The organism is Pseudomonas sp. BLCC-B112 (genome assembly GCF_028550695.1).
GTDB classification, from domain to species: domain Bacteria; phylum Pseudomonadota; class Gammaproteobacteria; order Pseudomonadales; family Pseudomonadaceae; genus Aquipseudomonas; species Aquipseudomonas danubii.
Window position 1 is genome coordinate 230,639 of record NZ_JAQQGK010000007.1, and the last position, 20,471, is coordinate 251,109.

Below are 20,471 nucleotides of genomic sequence, written 5' to 3' on the forward strand. Positions count from 1 at the left end.
ATCGGCCCTGTAAAGAAGGACAGACCATCAGATCTATCCGACAAGATTCGACACGCGAACCAGCATCCTCCAGCCGCTGTTTCATTGCAATGCCGGCTTGACCCATGAGTCACAGCTTGTGCCATCCAGGTTACAAACTGTCACTCGGTGCCGTACCAGATTCGTCACACGCGGCCATTGGCACCGCTTCGAAACATCCGCAAACCCTTGATTCATATGGCCTGCGCCCCACTGGCCCGACCTTTGCTCTACGCTTGGTATGCGCTATAGCGCGTCCTCCCCCATAAGCATAAAAGCCAGGAGATACCCACCATGCGTTACGCACACCCCGGTACTGAAGGCGCTATCGTTTCGTTCAAGAGCAAGTACGGTAACTACATCGGCGGCGAATTCGTTGCGCCAGTCAAAGGCCAGTACTTCACCAACACCTCGCCGGTCAATGGCCAGCCGATTGCCGAATTCCCCCGCTCCACCGCCGAAGACATCGACAAGGCGCTGGACGCCGCCCATGCCGCCGCCGACGCCTGGGGCGCCACCTCGGTACAGGCCCGCTCGCTGATCCTGCTGAAGATCGCCGACCGCATCGAACAGAACCTGGAACTGCTGGCCATCACCGAAACCTGGGACAACGGCAAGGCGGTACGCGAGACCCTGAACGCCGACATTCCCCTGGCCGCCGACCACTTCCGCTACTTCGCCGGTTGCCTGCGGGCCCAGGAAGGCAGCGCCGCGGAAATCGACGGCAACACCGTGGCCTACCACATCCATGAACCCCTGGGCGTGGTCGGGCAGATCATCCCGTGGAACTTCCCGATCCTGATGGCCGCCTGGAAACTCGCCCCAGCCCTGGCTGCCGGCAACTGCGTGGTACTCAAACCCGCCGAGCAGACCCCACTGGGCATCACCGTACTGATGGAAGTGATCGGCGACCTGCTGCCACCGGGCGTGCTCAACGTGGTGCAAGGTTTCGGCCGTGAAGCCGGCGAGGCCCTGGCCACCAGCAAGCGCATCGCCAAGATCGCCTTCACCGGCTCGACTCCGGTGGGCTCGCACATCATGAAGTGCGCCGCCGAGAACATCATTCCGTCCACCGTGGAACTGGGCGGCAAGTCGCCGAACATCTTCTTCGAAGACATCATGCAGGCCGAACCGAAGTTCATCGAAAAGGCCGCCGAAGGCCTGGTGCTGGCGTTCTTCAACCAGGGTGAAGTCTGCACCTGCCCATCCCGTGCCCTGGTGCAGGAATCGATCTACGACGAATTCATGCAAGTGGTGATGAAGAAGATCGAGCAGATCAAGCGTGGCGATCCGCTGGACACCGACACCATGGTCGGCGCCCAGGCCTCCGAGCAGCAGTTCGACAAGATCCTCTCCTACCTCGACATCGCCAAGAACGAAGGCGCGCAGCTGCTCACCGGCGGCAAGGTGGAGAAACTCGAAGGCGACCTGTCCAGCGGCTACTACATCCAGCCGACCCTGCTCAAGGGCACCAACAAAATGCGCGTGTTCCAGGAAGAAATCTTTGGCCCGGTGGTCAGCGTCACCACCTTCAAGGACGAAGCCGAAGCCCTGGCGATTGCCAACGACACCGAGTTCGGCCTGGGTGCCGGGGTCTGGACCCGCGACATCAACCGCGCCTATCGCATGGGCCGCGGGATCAAGGCCGGCCGCGTCTGGACCAACTGCTACCACCTGTACCCGGCGCACGCCGCGTTCGGTGGCTACAAGAAGTCCGGCGTTGGCCGTGAAACCCACAAGATGATGCTCGACCACTACCAGCAGACCAAGAACCTGCTGGTGAGCTACGACATCAACCCGCTGGGCTTCTTCTGATCGAACCTCCCGGCGACCCAGGTCGCCGGGAGGCCTTTTGGCGGCCTTGCCGCACTTGTTCACCTGCTCTGATCCGGTGCCGAAGGCTTGCCGGACGGGACACTGCTGTCGGAAGTTCTGCGCCAAACCAGTCGTGCACAGACCCTGCTTGAAAAACAATAACAAGGGACAAACGCAATGGATCAGATCGGCAACTACGTGCTCTACCTCATCATGCTCTGCGCCGTAATCGGTGCCTTCGCCGCCATCTATGACAGCGAGCGAGGCTTGGGCAAAGAATTCATGGAAGGCATTCATGCCACCGGCTACATCTTTGTACCGGCCGCAGGGATCATGGCTTCCATTCCCTACCTGACGGTGGTCATCGAGACCGTCTTCGGTCCGTTCTTCAACTCCCTGGGCGCCGATCCGGCCCTGGCGGCGACCATGATCATCGCCTCGGACATGGGTGGCTATCAGCTGGCCTCGGCCCTGGCCGCCAGCAAGGAAGCCCTGGTGATGGCCCTGATCACCGGCTTCATGGGCGGCGCCACCATCGTCTTCTCGATCCCCATGGGCCTGGCGATGCTCGACAAGCGCGACCACAAGTACATGGCCCTGGGGATCATGTCCGGCATCCTCACCATCCCCGTCGGAGTGATGATCGCCAGCCTGATCCTGGCCTTCAGCAACCCGGTGGTACGCGAACTGGTGAGCACCAACGGTGAAGCCAGCTACCAACTGGCCCTGGGCCTGGGCAGCATCTTCGCCAACCTGCTGCCGATCCTGATCTTCGTCGTGGCCCTGGCCCTGGGCCTGCGCTTTTTGCCGGACATGATGATCAAGGGTTTCATCATCTTCGGCCGCGCCATGGACGCGGCCATCAAGCTGGTGCTGGTGTTCTCCATCGTCGAATACTTCACCGGGGTCTTCTCCGCGGTATTTGGCGGCTGGGGCTTCCACCCGATCATCGCCGACGCCCAGGACCAGACCCGCGCCCTGGAAACCGCCGGCTACATCGGCATCATGCTGGCCGGCGCCTTCCCCATGGTCTACCTGCTGCGCAAGTACCTGGGCAAACCCCTGGAGAACCTCGGCGGCAAGATCGGCCTCAGCGCGGTGGGCAGCGCCGGCATGCTGGCGACCATCGCCAACATCCTCGCCATGTTCCGCCTGGTGCGCCTCATGCCGCCCAAGGACAAGGTGGTGAATATCGCCTTCGGCGTCTGCGCCGCCTTCCTGCTGGGGGACCACCTGTCCTTCACTGCCAACTTCCAGCCCACCATCATCCTGCCGGTACTGATCGGCAAGCTCTGCGCCGGCTTCGTCGCCGTCGGCCTGGCCTACTGGCTGTCGGTGCCCAAGGCGCTGCAACTGGAAGCCCAGGATCGGGCCGCGGGGATCATCGCCCCGGGCGAGTACCTGGGCGGCACCGCGCTGGACACGCCGGAACCTGCCGGCCAGAAGGCCACCGCCTGACTGCGGCGCGGCGAGGAACGCCTGCATGCAAGCCATCACGGGCGGCGCATCGGTACTGCTGCTGGGGCTGGACTTCGGGTCCACCACCAGCAGCGCACTGATCGCCCAGGCCAGCCTGAGCAGCCACTGCATCACCGGACGCATGGCCCTCAACGAGCCACGGGTACTGTTTCGTGGCGAGCCGGTGTTCACCCCGTTCAAGGACCAGGTCATCGATGAGGCCGCGATCCGGGCCCTGATCGAAACCTGGCTCGAACAGGCCGGCGTGAGCCCGCAACAGCTGTTTTCCGGTGGTGTGATCATCACCGGTCTGGCGGCGCGGCGGCACAACGCCCAGGCCCTGGCGCAACTGGTCGGCCAATTGATCGGCAACGCCCTGATCACGCGCGCCGACGACGGCGGGCTGGAGTCCTGGCTGGCCTTCATGGGCAGTTGTTCGGCGCTGAGCCGCTTCCACGCTCGGCAACCGATACTCAACCTGGATATCGGCGGGGGCACCACCAACGCCGCCTGGGGCCTGGATGGCAACGTCCTGGCCAGCGGCTGCCATTTCATCGGGGCTCGGCACTTGCAGTTCGAGCCGGGCAGTTATCGTCTCAGCGGCGTATCGGAGTTCGGTCAGGCACTGCTCGATCACCTGGCAATCTGCAAGCATCCCGGACAGGTCCTGGAGCGTTCCGAGCTGGAGGCGGTGGTCAATTGGTACATCGATGCCCTGGTCGCCATTGCCGAAGGTGATCGCCACTTCTTTGCCAGCCCGCTGGGCCAACTGACCGAGCAACTGCCGCTGATCCTCCCTGCACGCAATGCCGACCCGGCCCTGACTTTTTCCGGTGGTGTGGGCGAGCTGCTCTATCGCCACCTGCAAGGCGAACCCATGCCCGGCATCACCTATTACGGCGATCTGGGCATCGATCTGGCCCTGGCCATTGCCCGCCACCCGCGACTGGTGCGGGCGGCCTCCCGACTGGTGCCGGAAAACCGCGGCCGGGCCACGGTCTACGGCCTGACCCTGCACAACACCGAGATTTCCGGCAGCACCCTGTTTCTGCCCCAGCCCGAGGTGCTGCCCCTCAAGGACCTGCCCATCGTCGCCCGGCTGCCCATGGATGCCACCGAGCAGCAACTGGACGACGCCCTGGCCCTGGCACTGAGCAGCTGCGACGGCGCTTGCCTGCAATTGCTCGACAACGGCCGGGCGCCACGACTGGAGGACATCCGACAGCTGGGCGCACGCGTGGCCCGCGCCCTGGAGCAGGCACGACCCGCCCCGCACTGGCCGCTGGTGCTGCTGTTGGAAAGCAACGTCGGCAAGGTCCTGGGCAACTACGCCACGGATTGGGGGCGCAGATCTTGCAACCTGATTGTCATCGATGAAGTACGCGAGCGTTCGGCACACTTCATCAACCTGGGAAAACCCCACCAGCACATCGTGCCCGTCGCCTTCTACGGCGTGCACTGAGCCGATGCCGGCCAAGGAGCGTCTTGCCATGTCACTCACCGCACTGCAGCACATCCGCCTTCCCGAAGCGCTTGCCGAACGGACCTACAGCACCCGGGTGCTGGACCGCGAGATAGGCTTCGCCAGCCTCAAGGCGGTGCTCGGCGCCGCCGACATCAGCAAGGCCGGGGACCGGGTGGCAGGGCTCGCGGCGGCTGATGAAATCACCCGCGAGGCGGCGCGCAAAGTGCTCTCAGAGCTGACCCTGGATCACTACTTCCAGCATCCGCTGACAGATCGCCACGGCCGCATCGACAGCGTCATGCAGGTCAACTACGACATCGACCACAGCGTCTTTGGCGAGATCGCCGACCTGACCCTGGGCGCCCTGAAAGATCGCCTGCTGCGCAGCCATGGCACTGAAATACGCCGTATCGGCACGGCCCTGACCGGGGTCATGGTGGCGGCCCTGGCCAAGCTGCTGGACGTGCATGAACTGATCCTGCTATCGAAAAAGCTCAAGAGCGGCGCGGCGGCCAAGGCCCGGACCCTGGTGGGCCTGCCCGGTACTCTGTCGTCGCGGCTGCAGCCCAACCATCCCACCGACAACCTCAGTGGCATTACGCTGCTGGTCTACACCGGCCTGAGCATGGGCTCGGGGGACGCGCTGATCGGCCTTAACCCGGCCATCGACACCGTGGACAACATCAGTGCCACCCTGCGCCACCTGGATAAATTGCGTAGGGAAACCGGAGCGCCGACGCAGATCTGCGTGCTCTCCCACATCAAGACCCAACTGGCCTGCCTCGACCAGGGCGCGCCAGTGGAAATCATGTTCCAGAGCCTGGCCGGCACCGAACGCACCCTGACCGACGAGTTCGATGTCACCGTGCAGTTGCTGGATCAGGCCTGGCAGACCATGACCGAGCGCGGCCCGCTGCGCGATGTTGCAGAAAACTTCATGTACTTCGAGACCGGCCAGGGCAGCGAACTGACCTACGGCAAGCACGAAGGCATCGACATGACCACCTGCGAAGCCCTGTGCTATGGACTGGCCCGGCGCTATCGGCCGTACATGGTGAACAACGTCACCGGTTTCATCGGCCCGGAAACCCACCTCGACAACTTCGAGATGACCTATTCCTGCCTGCAGGACCAGTTCATGGGCAAGCTACTGGGGCTGCCCATGGGCATGGCGCCCTGCTACACCCTGCACTCCCAGGTGACCCTGGAAGGCCAGCAAATGGCCACCGAATTGCTGACCGCCGCCGGCGCCAACTTCTTCATGGACGTGTACCTGAGCACCGACCGCATGCTCGCCTACTTCGACACCAGCGCCCACGACAACCAGACCCTGCGCGAAGTCCACGACCTGGCGCCGGCCCCGGAATACCTGCGCTGGGCCCTGGGCAAGGGGATTTTCCAGGAGGACGCCCACGGCAACGTGGAACGCGGACCGAACTGGGGCAACCCGCGAATCTTCTGTGAGTCGGACATCGACTTCCAGCGCCTGCTCGAATCCACCCCGGCCACCTACGGCTTTGACAACGCCGGCCCACGCCCGGCCAACGCGGTGTCGCGGACCGTGCGCGCCAACCTCGCGGTGGCCCGAGAGGCGATCTACGTCGACCTGCGCCCTGCCGAAATCGGCGCCATTCCCCTGCGGGAACTGCGCACCGCCGCCCCGGACAAGCTGGCCCACCTGCAGGACCCGGAGTTGGGCGCGCGGCTGACCGAGGAGGTGCTGCGGCGCCTGCAACCGGAATACAACGACGTGCAGATCGTGATTTCCGACGGCCTCAGCGCCGAAGCCATCCACCACAACATTCCCGAGCTGCTGCCGGTGCTGATGGACGGTCTGCAGAGTCGCGAGCTGCGCATCGGCCAGCCGATCCTCGCGCCCTATGGCCGGGTCAAGCTGGCGGAATCGGTGGGCGAAGCCCTGCAACCGCAACTGATCATCGTACTGATCGGCGAGCGTCCCGGCGGCGATGCCCTGGCCTCGCGCAGCATGTCCGCCTACCTGGGCTACCGCCTGCCGGACGACCAGGCCCGCCGCGCCGCCGCCCAGTTCAGCGGCAACCCGGACATTCGCTACGAATACACCGTGATTTCGAACATCTACAGCGGTGGCCTGCCACCGCTGGAAGGCGGCAGCCTGGTGGCGGAAAAGGCCTTTGCCATCCTCCACCACCGGGCTGCCGGCAACCGTCTGGAAAACCTGCTGAAGAAGGTGGCATCCTGATGATCCGCCAGCACTCGGCAACGCCCCTACATCGTTGAAACGGAGACTGAGATGGCCCAATTTTCCCACAGCGTAGGTTCTCAGACCTATCGCTTCGACAGCCTCAAGGAAGTCATGGCCAAGGCCAGCCCGGCCCGTTCCGGAGATTTTCTGGCCGGTGTCGCCGCCCTCAACGACGGCGAACGGGTTGCTGCCCAGATGACCCTGGCGGATATCCCCCTCAAGCACTTTCTCGAAGAAGTGCTGATTCCCTATGAGTCCGACGAAGTCACCCGGCTGATCATCGACAGCCATGACAAGCAGGCCTTCGCCACCGTCAGCCACCTCACCGTTGGCGGTTTTCGCGATTGGCTGCTCAGTGACGCCGCCGACGAGCAGAGCCTGCAGGCCCTGGCGCCGGGCCTGACCCCGGAAATGGCCGCCGCAGTGTCGAAGATCATGCGCGTGCAGGACCTGATCCTGGTGGCGCAGAAGATTCGCGTGGTGACAAAGTTTCGCGGCACCCTGGGCCTGCGCGGGCGCCTGTCCACCCGCCTGCAACCCAACCACCCCACCGACGAGCCAGCGGGCATTGCCGCGAGCATTCTCGACGGCCTGCTGTACGGCAACGGCGATGCGATGATCGGCATCAACCCGGCCACCGACAGCATCGCCTCGATCTGCGCCATGCTGGAAATGCTCGACGCCATCATCCAGCGCTACGAGATCCCCACCCAGGCTTGCGTGCTGACCCACGTCACCACCTCCATCGAGGCGATCAATCGCGGTGTTCCCCTGGATCTGGTGTTCCAGTCGATTGCCGGCACCGAAGCCGCCAACGCCAGCTTCGGCATCAACCTCAACGTGCTCCAGGAAGGCTATGAAGCAGGCCTGAGCCTGAACCGCGGCACCCTCGGGCAGAACCTGATGTACTTCGAGACCGGTCAGGGCAGCGCCCTCTCGGCCAACGCCCACTTCGGCATCGACCAGCAGACCTGTGAAACCCGCGCCTATGCCGTGGCCCGGCATTTCAAGCCGTTCCTGGTGAACACCGTGGTCGGTTTCATTGGCCCGGAATACCTGTACAACGGCAAGCAGATCATCCGCGCCGGCCTGGAAGACCACTTCTGCGGCAAGTTGCTGGGCGTGCCCATGGGTTGCGACATCTGCTACACCAACCACGCCGAAGCCGATCAGGATGACATGGACAACCTGCTGACCCTGCTGGGCGTGGCCGGCATCAACTTCATCATGGGCATCCCCGGCTCCGACGACATCATGCTCAACTACCAGACCACGTCCTTCCACGACGCACTCTATGCTCGCCAGACCCTGGGCCTGAAACCTGCCCCTGAGTTCGAACAATGGCTAGCCAGGACCGGCATCTTCACCCAGGCCGACGGCAAGGTGCATTTCGGCAACAACCTGCCACCGGCTTTCCGCCAGGCACTGGCCCAGCTGGGATAAGGAACAGGCACATGCAAAAACATCCGACCGACTCGCAAAATCCCTGGCTGGAACTGCGCCGCCTGACCCCCGCGCGCATTGCCCTGGGCCGCACCGGCACCAGCTTGCCGACCGGCGCCCAACTGGACTTCCAATTCGCCCACGCCCAGGCCCGGGATGCCGTGCACCTGCCCTTCGACCACGCCGGCCTGAGCGCCCAACTGGCCGAGCGCGGCCGTGACAGCCTGCTGCTCCATAGCGCCGCTACCGATCGCCACAGCTACCTGCAACGCCCCGACCTGGGGCGCCGGCTCAGTGATGAATCGGCCCAGAGCCTGCGCGACTACGCCAGCGCCCATCCCGGTGGGGTCGACCTGGCGGTGGTGGTGGCCGATGGTCTTTCGGCCCTGGCGGTGCATCGCCACACCCTGCCCTTTCTGGCGCGCATGGAGGAACAGACCGCCGCCGAAGGCTGGTCGCTGTCGCCGGTGATCCTGGTGGAACAGGGTCGGGTAGCGGTAGCCGACGAGATTGGCGAACTGCTGGGGGCGAAGATGACTGTGATCCTGATCGGTGAGCGTCCCGGGCTCAGTTCTCCCGATAGCCTGGGGTTGTACTTCACCTACCAGCCGAAAGTCGGGCTCACCGATGCCTATCGCAACTGCATCTCCAATGTGCGCCTGGAAGGCCTGAGCTATGGCATGGCCGCCCATCGCCTGCTGTACTTGATGCGTGAAGCCTGCCGCCGGCAATTGTCGGGAGTAAACCTCAAAGACGAAGCACAAGTGCAGACTCTGGACAGCGACTCAACGGCAGACATGAAGGGCAACTTCCTTCTGGGGCCGCCCCAAGCGTGATTTTGCAAGACGATTGCGCTTTTTTCCCGCTTTGGGCAGCATCGGAACACGGCTGCCCGAGTCATCCAACCTGTGCCGTCACATCCACTTGAAGTTGAGAGCCACCATGCGGATTACTCAAGCAACCCTCGAGCACCTGGATCTGTTGACCCCGTTATTCGTCAAATACCGCGAGTTCTATGGCGCCCTGCCCTATCCGGATTCGTCCCGGGCTTTTCTGGAAAAGCGCCTACGACGCAAGGAATCGGTGATCTACCTGGCCCTGGCCGATGATGACAGCAACAAATTGCTGGGTTTTTGCCAGCTGTACCCAAGCTTTTCCTCCCTGTCGCTCAAGCGCGTATGGATTCTCAACGACATCTACGTCGCTGAAGATGCCCGGCGCCAGCTGGTGGCCGACAACCTGATGCGCACTGCAAAGAAGATGGCCAAGGAAACCAACGCCGTCCGCCTGCGTGTGTCCACCAGCAGCAACAACGCCGTGGCGCAGAAAACCTACGAGTCCATGGGCTTTCGCGAAGACAGCGAGTTCAAGAACTACGTCCTGCCCCTGAGCGATAGCTGATCTCACCGACAGCGGCCTGCGGGCCGCTTTAGTCCCTCAGGCCGGGGTGATCCCAGGTGGCCTGCCGCGCTTTGCGCGCCGAAACGCCCCGCTACAATCTGAACACGCATTTCACCTCTCTGCCTTTATAATGGCCGCCCTTTTCGGCGCGTAAGAAAATCTACACATCCTTGTAGTCCCTTTCTCCGAGTCATCGCACAGGCCTGCCGAGCCAGGCTGTCACCACAGGTGCCCCCATGGATTTCAACCCGATCGACCTACTCCTTCATCTCGACGTTTACCTCGACATGTTGGTGACCAACTACGGGCCCTGGATCTACGCCATCCTGTTTCTGGTGATTTTCTGTGAAACCGGTCTGGTGGTGACGCCGTTCCTGCCCGGGGACTCCTTGCTGTTCATCGCCGGCGCAGTCGCTGCGGGCGGCGGCATGGACCCGGTGCTGCTGGGGGGCCTGCTGATGCTGGCGGCGATCCTCGGTGACAGCACCAATTACGTGATCGGGCGAACCGCGGGCGAACGGCTGTTCAGCAACCCCAATTCGAAGATCTTCCGTCGCGACTACCTGCAGAAAACCCATGATTTTTATGAAAAACACGGTGGCAAGACCGTAACCCTGGCGCGCTTCCTGCCGATCATCCGCACCTTCGCACCGTTCGTCGCTGGCGTGGCCCGCATGCCCTACCCACGATTCTTCGCTTTCAGCGTGATCGGCACCATCCTCTGGGTCGGCGGCCTGGTGACCCTGGGCTACTTCTTCGGCAACGTACCGTTCATCAAGAAAAACCTGTCGTTGCTGGTGGTGGTCATCATCCTGCTGTCCCTGGTGCCGATGATCATTGGCGTGCTGCGCAGCCGCTTCGGCCGCAGCGCTGAAAAAGCCGAAACCCGCTAAACACCATGTGGTCCCTCAGTGCCTGGCGCCGCAAGCGCCGGCTGGCCAAGCACCCGGTCAGCAATGAAACCTGGCAGCGGGTGCGCCAGCACCTGCCCTTCCTCGACGGCCTCAGCGTTGCCGAGGACCAGTGGCTCAGGGAAGCCAGCGTGCTGTTTCTCGATGACAAGCACCTCACCGCCCTGCCCGGCGTGGAGCTGCATCAGGAGCAACGCCTGCTGCTGGCAGCCCAGGCGCAACTGCCATTGCTGCACCTGGGCGACCTGAACTGGTACCAGGGCTTCCATGAAATCATTCTTTATCCCGACGACTTCCTCAGCCCCCAGCGCCACCGCGATGCCAGCGGTATCGAGCATGAATGGGACGGCGAGCACAGCGGTGAAGCCTGGCAGCAGGGCCCGATCATCCTCGCCTGGCCTGGGGTGCTGGCCAGTGGCGGTTGGGAAGCCTACAACCTGGTGATCCACGAACTGGCCCACAAGCTGGACATGCTCAACGGCGACGCCAATGGCCTGCCGCCGCTGCACAGCGACATGCGGGTCAGCGACTGGGCGCAGGTGATGCAAAGTGCCTACGACGATCTCAACCGCCAGCTCGACCATGATCCGGAGGCGGAAACCGCCATCGATCCCTACGCGGCGGAAAACCCGGCGGAGTTCTTCGCCGTCACCAGCGAGTACTTCTTCAGCGCCCCGGACTTGCTCGTGGCGGCCTATCCGAAAGTCTATGAACAGTTGCAGCTGTTTTATCGGCAGAATCCATTGGCCCGACTGCAGCAACTTCAAGCTGAAGATCCGGTCTATCAAACGCACCACTAATGTCCTGTCGCGCTGATACGTTGTTCATCTGAAGGCCAGTTGAAAGACCACTGCCAAGCCTGCCGACCGATGGCAAAACCGCCGGTCGCACGGCCCACCCGAACATGTCTGCGAGACAGTACAACCAAGGTTCTACGACCCTTGGCACGTAGCATCGGTTGCGGAGTGTGTCTATAATCGCCGCCACTTTTTGGTCAATCCGGCCAAGTCATTTGGTCAACTAACGGGGGCAACGCCCAATGAGCTACAGCAAGATTCCGGCGGGCAAAGACCTGCCGAACGACATCTACGTCGCTATCGAAATCCCGGCCAACCACGCGCCGATCAAGTACGAAATCGACAAAGACAGCGACTGCCTGTTCGTTGACCGTTTCATGGCCACCCCCATGTTCTACCCGGCCAACTACGGCTTCATCCCCAACACCCTGGCTGACGACGGCGACCCCCTCGACGTGCTGGTCGTGACCCCGTACCCAGTAGCGCCAGGCTCGGTGATCCGTGCTCGCCCAGTGGGCATCCTGAACATGACCGACGACGGCGGCGGCGACGCCAAAGTGATCGCGGTTCCTCACGACAAGCTGTCCCAGCTGTATGTCGACGTGAAGGAATACACCGACCTGCCAGCCCTGCTGCTGGAACAGATCAAGCACTTCTTCGAGAACTACAAAGACCTCGAAAAAGGCAAGTGGGTGAAGATCGACGGTTGGGGCAATGCCGATGCAGCCCGCGCCGAGATCCTGAAGTCGGTTGCCGCCTATAAAGGCTGAGAAGCAGCGTTAAGCTTCGAGCGACAAGCTTCAAGAGAAAGCCCCGAGTGATCGGGGCTTTTTCGTACCTGTTCCCCCATCGCAGTCGTCTTGCCAGCCAACAAGGCCGCACCAAACACGCACCCGGCAACAAATTCCCACGCACTATTTTCGTCCCGAGGGCCTCTGGATAGTGCTTCGCACTGGGAATTGCCGGCGAATATGCGTATGCTGCGCCCCACATTTGCGCATCGACCCTCCCTGCGGTCAGATCGCCCGACGAAGCGGATGACTTTCCTGCCCAGTCCCACAGCCAGCCGCAAGAGCTGGGTGTACGTTTTGAAGGCTGGTGCGGTTTACCAAAAATGAACCAAGCCAGTCCCCGAGAAGCCGGCCACAAGCCGGCTTTTTAATGCCTGCAAGCCGGGCACGCGAAGAACTGACCACTCCGACAGCAGGTGCAGGATGCACGACCTACACAGCTTTGCCGCCCCCATGGAATCCAAGCCCGAAGCACCGGCCATGAACCCCGGCCTGGTCCTCCCGCGGCCCGTGCAGCGGACCATGAAAGGCGCACTGATAGCGACGCTTGCAACGCTTGGCCTCAGCGGCTGCGTGGGGGCCTGGGTGGATATGCCCTACCAGCAAGTATCGAAGACCGAAGCTCACCAAAAGCTCATCGGCAACTCCATGAAGCCGGTTGTCACCCACACGCAAAAGAGCACGCCCGAACGCCAGTGGTGTGGCACCACCCTCTTGGTCGTGATCCTGCCGATTCCACTCAAGCTGCCAGTCTGCGAGTCCTACAGCGCCACCGCCTATGGCGACGATATCAATGGCGTCGAAGTGCCGCTGCTGTACACAAATCGGAAAATCAGTTCGGACTTCTACGCCTGCGGCCCGTTCATGTTTCTCGGACCGATCGCGCACGGCTACCAGGGCAACGCAGTCTGCGGCGTATTTCGCTAGACCGGGCACTTCCTGCAGCAACATCCACCAAGGCCCGGAAGTTCTCGCTACAATCGCGCCCACTGATGGCAATTCGCCCGCTTCCGGCCGCGGCTTTGCTTCCCCGCCCTTGACGCGACTTCACGAGAACCCCGGACATGGCCCTGCATATCCCCACCTTGCTGGTCGTCTCGGTGTTCATTTTCTTCCTCATGAGCCTGCTGACCTTCCACGCCTGGCGGCAGGAAACCCGTGAGCGCCCGCTGGCCTACCTGGGCGGCATGATGCTGCTGGCCGCCGCGGGAATGCTGCTGGTGAGCCTGCGCGATCTGGGCATGGACTTCGTACCCAAGGTGCTCGGCAACCTGGTCCTGCTGCTGAGCGCCGGTCTCAACTGGACGGCCATGCGGGTGTTCGCCGGACGTCCGCCCCATGCACCGGGCATGCTCGCCGGGGCCGGCATCTGGCTGGCCCTGTGCATGGTTCCAGCGTTCTACCAGTCGATGACGGTTCGGGTCTCGGTGTATTCGCTGCTGGTGGCCGGCTATGGCCTGCTGATCATCCTGGAGTTCTGGCGCAGCCGTCGGCAGTTGGAAGTTGCCTATATGCCTGCCCTGGCCCTGACTCTGCTGCACACCGTGTTCTACAGCGTGCGCGCGGTGATTGACCAGGGCCTGGCCATGGATCAGGTGTTCAAAGGCTACGGCGCCGGAGTGCCGCTGTTCTCGCTCATGTTGTTCGAATCGATGCTGTATGTGATCGGCATCGCCTACGTGACCCTGTGCATGGTCAAGGAACGGGTCGAACTGCGCCTCAAGGCCGCAGCCTTCTGCGACGCCCTGACGGGCATCGGCAACCGCCGGGCGTTCCTGGTCCATGGCGAGCGGATGCTGCTCGAATGCCAGCGTCGAGGCGCGCCGATAGCCTTGCTGCTGTGCGACCTGGACCATTTCAAGCGCTTGAACGACGCCTTTGGCCATCAGACCGGGGACCAGGCGCTGATCGCCTTCAGTCGGGTGCTCTCGGAAAACCTGCGCGACAAAGACGTGTTTGCCCGCATCGGCGGTGAAGAGTTCGCTTGCCTGCTGGAATCGACCGACGAGCAGTCCGCCGTGCGGGTCGCCGAACGGATTCGCCAGGCATTTGCCCGGTTGCCTCTTTTGGAGCCAGGGCTGCTCAGTGTCAGCATTGGCGTAGTAACCAGTGAAACCCAAGGCTACGATCTGCCGCGCCTGCTTTCCCTGGCCGATGAAGCGCTGTATGGCGCCAAGGATCGGGGGCGCAACCGGGTGCAAACGGCGGCGCGCAACGTCCATGAGCTACAGCCAGGTTGAATGGTCAGGGCAACCTTTGCCGAAGTGGACTCAACGCGGTTTTAGCGGCCTGAACGATAACTGTGATACGCCCCCCAACGCCCGAAGAAAAGGCACTTAGCCAGTATTTCCGCCCCCCCTGCGCAAGCATAGAATCGCCGCTCTTCAGGACTCTCGGATAACAAGGAATGTGGAATAAACAAGCCGCTATCAGTCACTTGAACGCGCACGCTCACGCCGGCAGTACCGGGCGCTGCGCGGCCTATACCCGCAAAGCGATCGAAGCCGGTGGCGGTGGGGTGATTTTGCACAGGAAGCACTCGGCCAAGGATTTCGGCTCATCATTGACCTCCGCCGGTTTTATCGAGCAACCGGCCGGCCAGACGCCCGCAGCAGGCGATGTGGTCATTATCCAGCCCATTCCCGGGCACCCTCACGGCCACATGGCGATGTTCAACGGCACCATCTGGGTGTCAGACTTCAAGCAACTGCACGGTTTTTACCCGGGTCACTCCTATCGGGTGCAAAAGCCTGCCTACAAAATCTATCGCCATCCGTAAGGGGTTCCCCATGAGAATGCTGTTCTGCTCGCTGCTGGCAGCGGTCGCCATGCATCAGTCGGTCGCCCTGGCCGACTGCGCCAGCTCGCCAAAACCCGCCACTCAGGCGTTCTATAGCTGGTACCTGCAAACCTTCAGCGAAGACAAGGACCCTCTGACCGACAACGTCCCCGAGATGAAGAAATACGTCTCTGACTCACTGATCGCCAAGATCAAGAAACAGATGGCCAGCCCCGACGGCCTGGAAGAGGACTACTTCCTCAAGGCCCAGGACTACATGGACGAGTGGCTGACTCAGATCAAGGTCAGTGAACCGCAGATCCAGGGCTCCAGCGCCAAGGAACAGGTGACGCTGGGCAGCACCCCGGATACCACCCAGATCGTCGATGTGCGGATGATCAAGGACAAGGGCTGCTGGAAGATCGACGAGGTACTTTCCACCGCCGATCAGAGCGACTGATTCTGGCGTTTGGGCGTTGAATCCAGCCAGTGCACGGGTCGTCCGCCAGGGCGATCCACCATGCTAAGCTGCGCGCCGTTTCGGGCAACGGCCCGGGACTTCCTTCACTGAAAAAGGACGCTCAGTCATGTCGTTGCCGGCCGCAGTACGCCTGCCCCTGTCATTCCTCTCGTTGTTCGGGGCTCTGAGCCTCAGCGGTTCCTGGGCCCATGCCGATGCGCAACAGGACGTCGCCAAGGGCCGTTGGCAAGGCCTGGCCGGTATGGCCAATCTGTACCTGGACGACGCCACAGCGGCGGACTTCATCGAGGCCGGGGACAACGAAAAGAGCCAGCATGACAATTACGCCGGCGCTCTCGCCTACTACCTGACCGCCGCCCGCCTCGACCCGAAGAATGCCTACGCCTCTTACCAGGCGGCTGGCAGCCTGGCCGCCATGGACAAGAACAAGCGCGCCGCCGAATTCCTCGATCAGGCCCGCGAGCGAGGCTTCTGGCAGTTGGTGATTCTCAAGGAAGACGACGAACTGCAATCCCTGCAGCAGACCCCGGCCTACCAGAAGCTGCTGCGAGCCGCGGAACAGAACTACCCGGCCAAGGCCAAGGATGCCGGCCTTGCAGCCTTCAGCATTCCCCAGGGCAAGGCCCCGGCCGCAGGCTGGCCGGTGGTGGTCTGGCTATCGGGATTCGGCACCGAGGGCAGCGACGGCGTCGATATGCGCACCGACCTTGTGGGCGAGCAGGCCGTGCTGGTGGGCATCAACGGCACCCTCAAGCGCGACGAGCACCAGTTCATGTGGCAGCAGCATTCGGTGGACACCACCCAGGAGGCGGTCAACGCCGCCCTGAAGAAGCTGGAAAAACAGACTCGCATCGACCGCTCGCGCATTGCCCTGATGGGCTTCTCCCAAGGCGCCGAGCACGCCTCGCACCTGATCGCCGAATACCCGCAGCAGTACAGCGGCGCGTTGCTGCTGTCCCCCGGCGGCTACCGGATTCCGTTCGGCGAAACCCGGGCCCGGGACAAGCGCATCGTCATTGTCCATGGCGCCCAGGAGCACGAGAGCAACCAGAAGCTCACCGCCACCACGCAACAGGCCCTGGAGCCCGGCAACCAGGTCCAGAGCCATGAACATGCCGAAGGCCACACCTTCCAGGACGACTGGCGCCAGGTGTATCCGGGCTACCTGAAGTTCGCCCTGAACCTCTGATGCCAGGTGCCGGGGCTTGAGCACCGGCTGCTATCACTTGCCCGAAGTAATGGACCCGGGGGCTTTTACCAGAGTCATCAGGTCGTCATCCCACTGCCCCTCGACCTTGACCTGCGCCAGGGCCCCCAGCTCCATGGCCTCGATCAGGTTGTGATTGAGGTACACGTAGGTGCCCGGCTGCTTGAAGGTGTAGAGCGCCGCCAGCGCCGAACCGCCAGGAATGAACCAGGTCTCCAGGTTACGTTGCGGGGCATTGGCGAACTTGCCGGTGGTCCAGACCCAATCGCCATGACCGCCGATCAGGTGCGGACGGCTGTCGCGGTTGGCCTGGGAATGAATGAACAGAACGCTTTCGCCGACCTTGGCAGTCAGGGCGTTGGCCCCGGTCAGAGCACCAACCCGACCGTTGAACACCACATGACTCGGCGTCAGCGTGCGCATCACTTCACGGGTGTCCTGGTAGCTGGATGCCAGGTCCGGGTAGCTCTTGTAATGCCCGTCCTTGTCCTTGGGGATATACAGGTCAAACTCACCGATGGTGTAGGCCCGGTCATAGCGCAAGGGCTTGCCGGTGGGGTCTTTCAAGCCCTCGCGAGGCAACACCATCAAGGTCCCGCTCATGCCCGACACCACGTGCCAGGGCACCATGCCCGGCGGCGCACAATGGTAGACAAAGGTGCCGCTGCGATCGGCCTTGAAGCGCAGCACCACCTCCTGCCCCGGCAGTACCTGGTTCAGGGCCGCGCCGCCCAAGGCGCCGGTGGCCGCATGGAAGTCGATGTTGTGGGGCATGCTGTTGCTGGCCGGGTTGCTGAGGGTCAGCTCGACGTAGTCGCCCTCATGCACCACCAGCGTCGGGCCGGGCATGGAGCCGTTGAAGGTCATTGCTTGCAAGGTGGTGCCCTGGTCATCCACCTGCATCTTTTTCTCTTCCACAGTCATGCGAAACTGCACGACCTTCGGCGGCCCGCTGACCACTTGTTCATGGGCGTGCACCTGAGGCGGCGCCACCAGGTCAACCTTGACCCTCTGCAGCCCGTCGGCCCCTGCGGCCAACACCACGCCGCAGGCGCAGCTGCCAACCACCACACAACACTTCAACCACGATTGAAACCTACCCATGTTGCGCATTTCCCTGCCAATGAATGGTGATTCATTGCAAGGCAAACACCGGGCAATCGTATTGTCTCAGGGCAATGAACCAATGCTCGGGCAGGCGGATAGATTGAGCCCGATCATGGATAGCTGAAACTGCGTACCAGGGTCAGCTCTCCGGGGGCGCGCATCGGCACGATGAAGGATTCGCTCTTCTCATCCGGTGTGCCCTCCTCGGTAATCACCGTGACCTGGGCCGTGGTCAGGGGCTGCACGGCGTTTTCCTGGCCGCCGTCTTCATCGTCACTGCGATAGCCGCCACCGTAGTAGTTCACATACACCAGGTACTGGCCCTTGAGCGGCGCCGGCATGGAGAAGATCTCCGGGCCGTAGCCGGTGGTCACGTCCACATCCAGGGCCGCGCCGTTGGGGGCCACGCGCTCGCCATACCAGATGTGCGCGCCGTCTGGGGTCACCAGGTGCAGGTCGAGGTCGGTGTTGTCGCTGTCCCAGGACAGCAGCACCCGCAACTTGGGCGGAGTCACGCCACCGCCGGTATTGAGGAACTGCACGCGCTTGCGCTGCTGGCCGTCCGGGCTGCGCACTTCAACGCTGTTGCTGCCATTGGGGAAGGAATACGGCCGGTCGAAACCACCTTGCTCATTGAACTTGAGCGGCATGCTGACGCCATTGACGATCAGTTGGCCCGGCTCCTTGCTCGCTTTGGGCGCGCCTTTGATCTGCCCGCTGATACGCGCGGTATTGGCCTGGCCCTGGGGCGTGTTCACCGAAGAGGCCGGGTAGTTGACCTCCTGAATGTATTGCTCGCCATCGACAGCGCGGGTACGCCAGCCGCCTTTGGGGGTGTCGAGCTGGATGCCACTGTCGGCCAGGGCCATGGGCAGGCTGAACATTCCGCAAAGGAACAGGAGGACCGGGGGAGCAGGAAGTTTCATGGCCTATTCCAATAAAAGATGACGGGCGAGCCCTTCGATGTAGGTTTCATCCTGGCCGTTGGGATGAGCTTCAAAGGCCAGGTGCAGGTATTCGTGAGTCAGGTCGAGGCGGTCTTGCAGCGAGAGCACGCCACGCACGTAGATGCGTTGTCGTTCGCGGTCGACGTAGGGCCGACCGAAGCTCAGGCGGCACACGGCGAACTGGCTGATTTCGTTGTAGCCGATCTCTTGCTCCAGCGGCTGGCGCCAGCGCCGACGCTGTTTCAACAGCCACTCCTGAGCTGCGGGCAAGGGTTCGCAAGACGCCACCGGGTTGTCCCAGCGGCTGAGGCTGGCCCGAGGGTAGGCATGCAGCAGGATGGCGTCGTAACGCTGGCCAGCGCGCGCCTGTTCAACGGCCTGCTGCCAGGACAGTTTGTCCGGCGCACTCAGGTCCGAGTGGTAGGTGACTTGCGTGCCGGCCAGCACCAGATCGCTGGTCCAGGCGGCAATGGCCCGGGCCTCGGCGGTCGCCGGGCGCGGCGCGACCCGCTGGCGATTGCTGCTGTCGTCGATGCTCAGGCATTCGCCGCTGCGTCCGGCGTTCTGCAGCAGGTAGGTGCGGATCGCCACGGCCAGGGCCTTGGCGGCCTCCGCCGGTTCACTGCTGGCTTCGCGTTGCAGCACACGGGCCACATATTCTTCACGGTCCAGGCGCGCCACCAGTCGCTGGGCCGTAGGGTCTTGCTGCAGGAACAACTCGCCGGCGCTGTGGATATCCAGCTGGTTGCCGTTGGCAAATTCCACCCGATAATCCCCTTGCAGAGCGCCCGGCCTGGCTGGCTGACCCTTCTGGCTGACGCTTTTGAGCGGGTAGCGGGAAAACAGGCTGACTTCCACACAACGGCCTTTATCCACAGGCGGATTGTCCGGCAGCACTTGGTTCAGGGCCTGGGCGTAGTCCTTCAGCACCCGCTGGCTAGTACCGCGCCCGCCCACCCACAGCGGCGTACCATCCACCAGCCAACCGGCAAAGCCGCCCTGGCGCGACTGCGGGTCCTGATCCGCCAGCCAGCTCCAGGTCTTGACCCGCAGGCGCCCACCCACCTCGCCCACTACGGCACCGTCACCGGCATTGAGCACCACATCCAGCAGCACACGCCGCGCCGTATCCCGTGCCGGCAGCAGCGCCAGCACCTGCAACAGCTGCGCCACCGGAACCCGGGTCTGGGGTTGCAACTGGTCCAGGTCCTGCAGCCAACCCGGAGCATTGCGCGCTTGCCAGTAGGCGCGCCAGTCAGCACTGGACAGCTGCAAGCGCTGAGGCTCGAAGTACAGACCACAGGAGCGAACCAGGGCCTGATCCCGGGCAATGCTGCCGCCTGCCGTGCAGCAATAGACCTCGTCCTTGGACTTGCCCTGGCAGGCATAGGCCGGTTCTTGTGCGCCGGTATCCACCAGCCAGGCGTAGACGAAGAGTTTCCAGATGCTGCCCAAGGGCGCTTGCAGGTCCTGCGGCAACGGCTCACGAGCCAGCACCTGAGTCTTGCTCAGGCTCACCAGCTCGCTGTCCGGGGCGGTTTTCCAGGCCAGGCGCAGAGGCTCGTCCTGGGCTGTCACCAGCCCAGGGAGTAGACACAGGCACAACCAGGCCCAACACCGCGTCATG

At 62.9% G+C, this 20,471-nt stretch carries 18 protein-coding genes; 15 read left to right on the forward strand and 3 right to left on the reverse strand.

The features are described from left to right. The first annotated feature begins 312 nt into the window (after nucleotides 1–312). The 15 genes from exaC (at nucleotide 313) to PQT43_RS20360 (ending at nucleotide 16,772) form a co-directional block, all read left to right on the forward strand. On the forward strand, nucleotides 313–1,833 hold the full coding sequence (gene exaC / locus PQT43_RS20290; protein ID WP_011063687.1) for an acetaldehyde dehydrogenase ExaC: 1,521 nt from the start codon (nucleotides 313–315) through the stop codon (nucleotides 1,831–1,833). Nucleotides 1,834–2,010: 177 nt separating this feature from the next. Then, on the forward strand, nucleotides 2,011–3,291 hold the full coding sequence (gene eutH / locus PQT43_RS20295) for an ethanolamine utilization protein EutH (protein WP_213665088.1): 1,281 nt from the start codon (nucleotides 2,011–2,013) through the stop codon (nucleotides 3,289–3,291). A gap of 25 nt (nucleotides 3,292–3,316) precedes the next feature. Continuing rightward, a complete protein-coding gene (locus PQT43_RS20300; protein WP_272754495.1) occupies nucleotides 3,317–4,753 on the forward strand; it encodes an ethanolamine ammonia-lyase reactivating factor EutA in 1,437 nt (478 codons plus the stop codon). A gap of 28 nt (nucleotides 4,754–4,781) precedes the next feature. Further along, nucleotides 4,782–6,977 (forward strand): ethanolamine ammonia-lyase, encoded by a 2,196-nt coding sequence (locus PQT43_RS20305; RefSeq protein ID WP_110652035.1) that lies wholly within the window; start codon nucleotides 4,782–4,784, stop codon nucleotides 6,975–6,977. Nucleotides 6,978–7,028: 51 nt separating this feature from the next. Continuing rightward, on the forward strand, nucleotides 7,029–8,423 hold the full coding sequence (locus PQT43_RS20310; protein WP_272754497.1) for an ethanolamine ammonia-lyase subunit EutB: 1,395 nt from the start codon (nucleotides 7,029–7,031) through the stop codon (nucleotides 8,421–8,423). A gap of 11 nt (nucleotides 8,424–8,434) precedes the next feature. Next, complete coding sequence (gene eutC, locus PQT43_RS20315; RefSeq protein ID WP_102865326.1) at nucleotides 8,435–9,259, forward strand: ethanolamine ammonia-lyase subunit EutC; 825 nt, start codon at nucleotides 8,435–8,437, stop codon at nucleotides 9,257–9,259. A 106-nt stretch (nucleotides 9,260–9,365) separates the two neighbouring features. Continuing rightward, complete coding sequence (locus PQT43_RS20320; protein ID WP_102865325.1) at nucleotides 9,366–9,824, forward strand: GNAT family N-acetyltransferase; 459 nt, start codon at nucleotides 9,366–9,368, stop codon at nucleotides 9,822–9,824. Nucleotides 9,825–10,060: 236 nt separating this feature from the next. Continuing rightward, entirely contained in the window at nucleotides 10,061–10,717 is a 657-nt protein-coding gene (locus PQT43_RS20325) for a DedA family protein (protein ID WP_102882346.1), read from the forward strand. 5 nt (nucleotides 10,718–10,722) lie between these two features. Then, entirely contained in the window at nucleotides 10,723–11,535 is an 813-nt protein-coding gene (locus PQT43_RS20330) for a zinc-dependent peptidase (RefSeq protein ID WP_253085082.1), read from the forward strand. Nucleotides 11,536–11,774: 239 nt separating this feature from the next. Beyond that, nucleotides 11,775–12,302: an inorganic diphosphatase gene (gene ppa, locus PQT43_RS20335; protein ID WP_011063696.1), complete on the forward strand. Its 528-nt coding sequence runs from the start codon at nucleotides 11,775–11,777 to the stop codon at nucleotides 12,300–12,302. Nucleotides 12,303–12,746: 444 nt separating this feature from the next. Next, nucleotides 12,747–13,250 (forward strand): hypothetical protein, encoded by a 504-nt coding sequence (locus PQT43_RS20340; protein ID WP_253085083.1) that lies wholly within the window; start codon nucleotides 12,747–12,749, stop codon nucleotides 13,248–13,250. Between the two features lie 137 nt (nucleotides 13,251–13,387). After that, complete coding sequence (locus PQT43_RS20345; protein WP_272754501.1) at nucleotides 13,388–14,563, forward strand: GGDEF domain-containing protein; 1,176 nt, start codon at nucleotides 13,388–13,390, stop codon at nucleotides 14,561–14,563. Between the two features lie 167 nt (nucleotides 14,564–14,730). Next, on the forward strand, nucleotides 14,731–15,102 hold the full coding sequence (locus tag PQT43_RS20350; protein WP_102882356.1) for a cytoplasmic protein: 372 nt from the start codon (nucleotides 14,731–14,733) through the stop codon (nucleotides 15,100–15,102). 10 nt (nucleotides 15,103–15,112) lie between these two features. Beyond that, nucleotides 15,113–15,562, forward strand: a complete 450-nt coding sequence (locus PQT43_RS20355; RefSeq protein ID WP_102882357.1) for a DUF3828 domain-containing protein — start codon at nucleotides 15,113–15,115, stop codon at nucleotides 15,560–15,562. Between the two features lie 127 nt (nucleotides 15,563–15,689). Next, the gene (locus tag PQT43_RS20360) at nucleotides 15,690–16,772 is read left to right on the forward strand and encodes a dienelactone hydrolase family protein (RefSeq protein ID WP_253085085.1); all 1,083 of its coding nucleotides are present in this window, start codon (nucleotides 15,690–15,692) and stop codon (nucleotides 16,770–16,772) included. A gap of 33 nt (nucleotides 16,773–16,805) precedes the next feature. Here PQT43_RS20360 and nirK read toward each other — a convergent pair whose 3' ends face one another. From nirK to PQT43_RS20375, 3 genes are all read right to left on the reverse strand, one after another. Next, complete coding sequence (gene nirK / locus PQT43_RS20365; RefSeq protein WP_253085086.1) at nucleotides 16,806–17,894, reverse strand: copper-containing nitrite reductase; 1,089 nt, start codon at nucleotides 17,892–17,894, stop codon at nucleotides 16,806–16,808. Nucleotides 17,895–18,007: 113 nt separating this feature from the next. Continuing rightward, nucleotides 18,008–18,823 carry a YfaP family protein gene (locus tag PQT43_RS20370; RefSeq protein ID WP_102882359.1) on the reverse strand — a complete coding sequence of 272 codons (816 nt, stop codon included), beginning with the start codon at nucleotides 18,821–18,823 and terminating at the stop codon, nucleotides 18,008–18,010. 3 nt (nucleotides 18,824–18,826) lie between these two features. Then, nucleotides 18,827–20,470, reverse strand: coding sequence for a DUF2300 domain-containing protein (locus tag PQT43_RS20375; RefSeq protein WP_253085087.1), 1,644 nt, complete (start codon nucleotides 20,468–20,470; stop codon nucleotides 18,827–18,829). Between the last annotated feature and the right edge of the window lies 1 nt (nucleotide 20,471).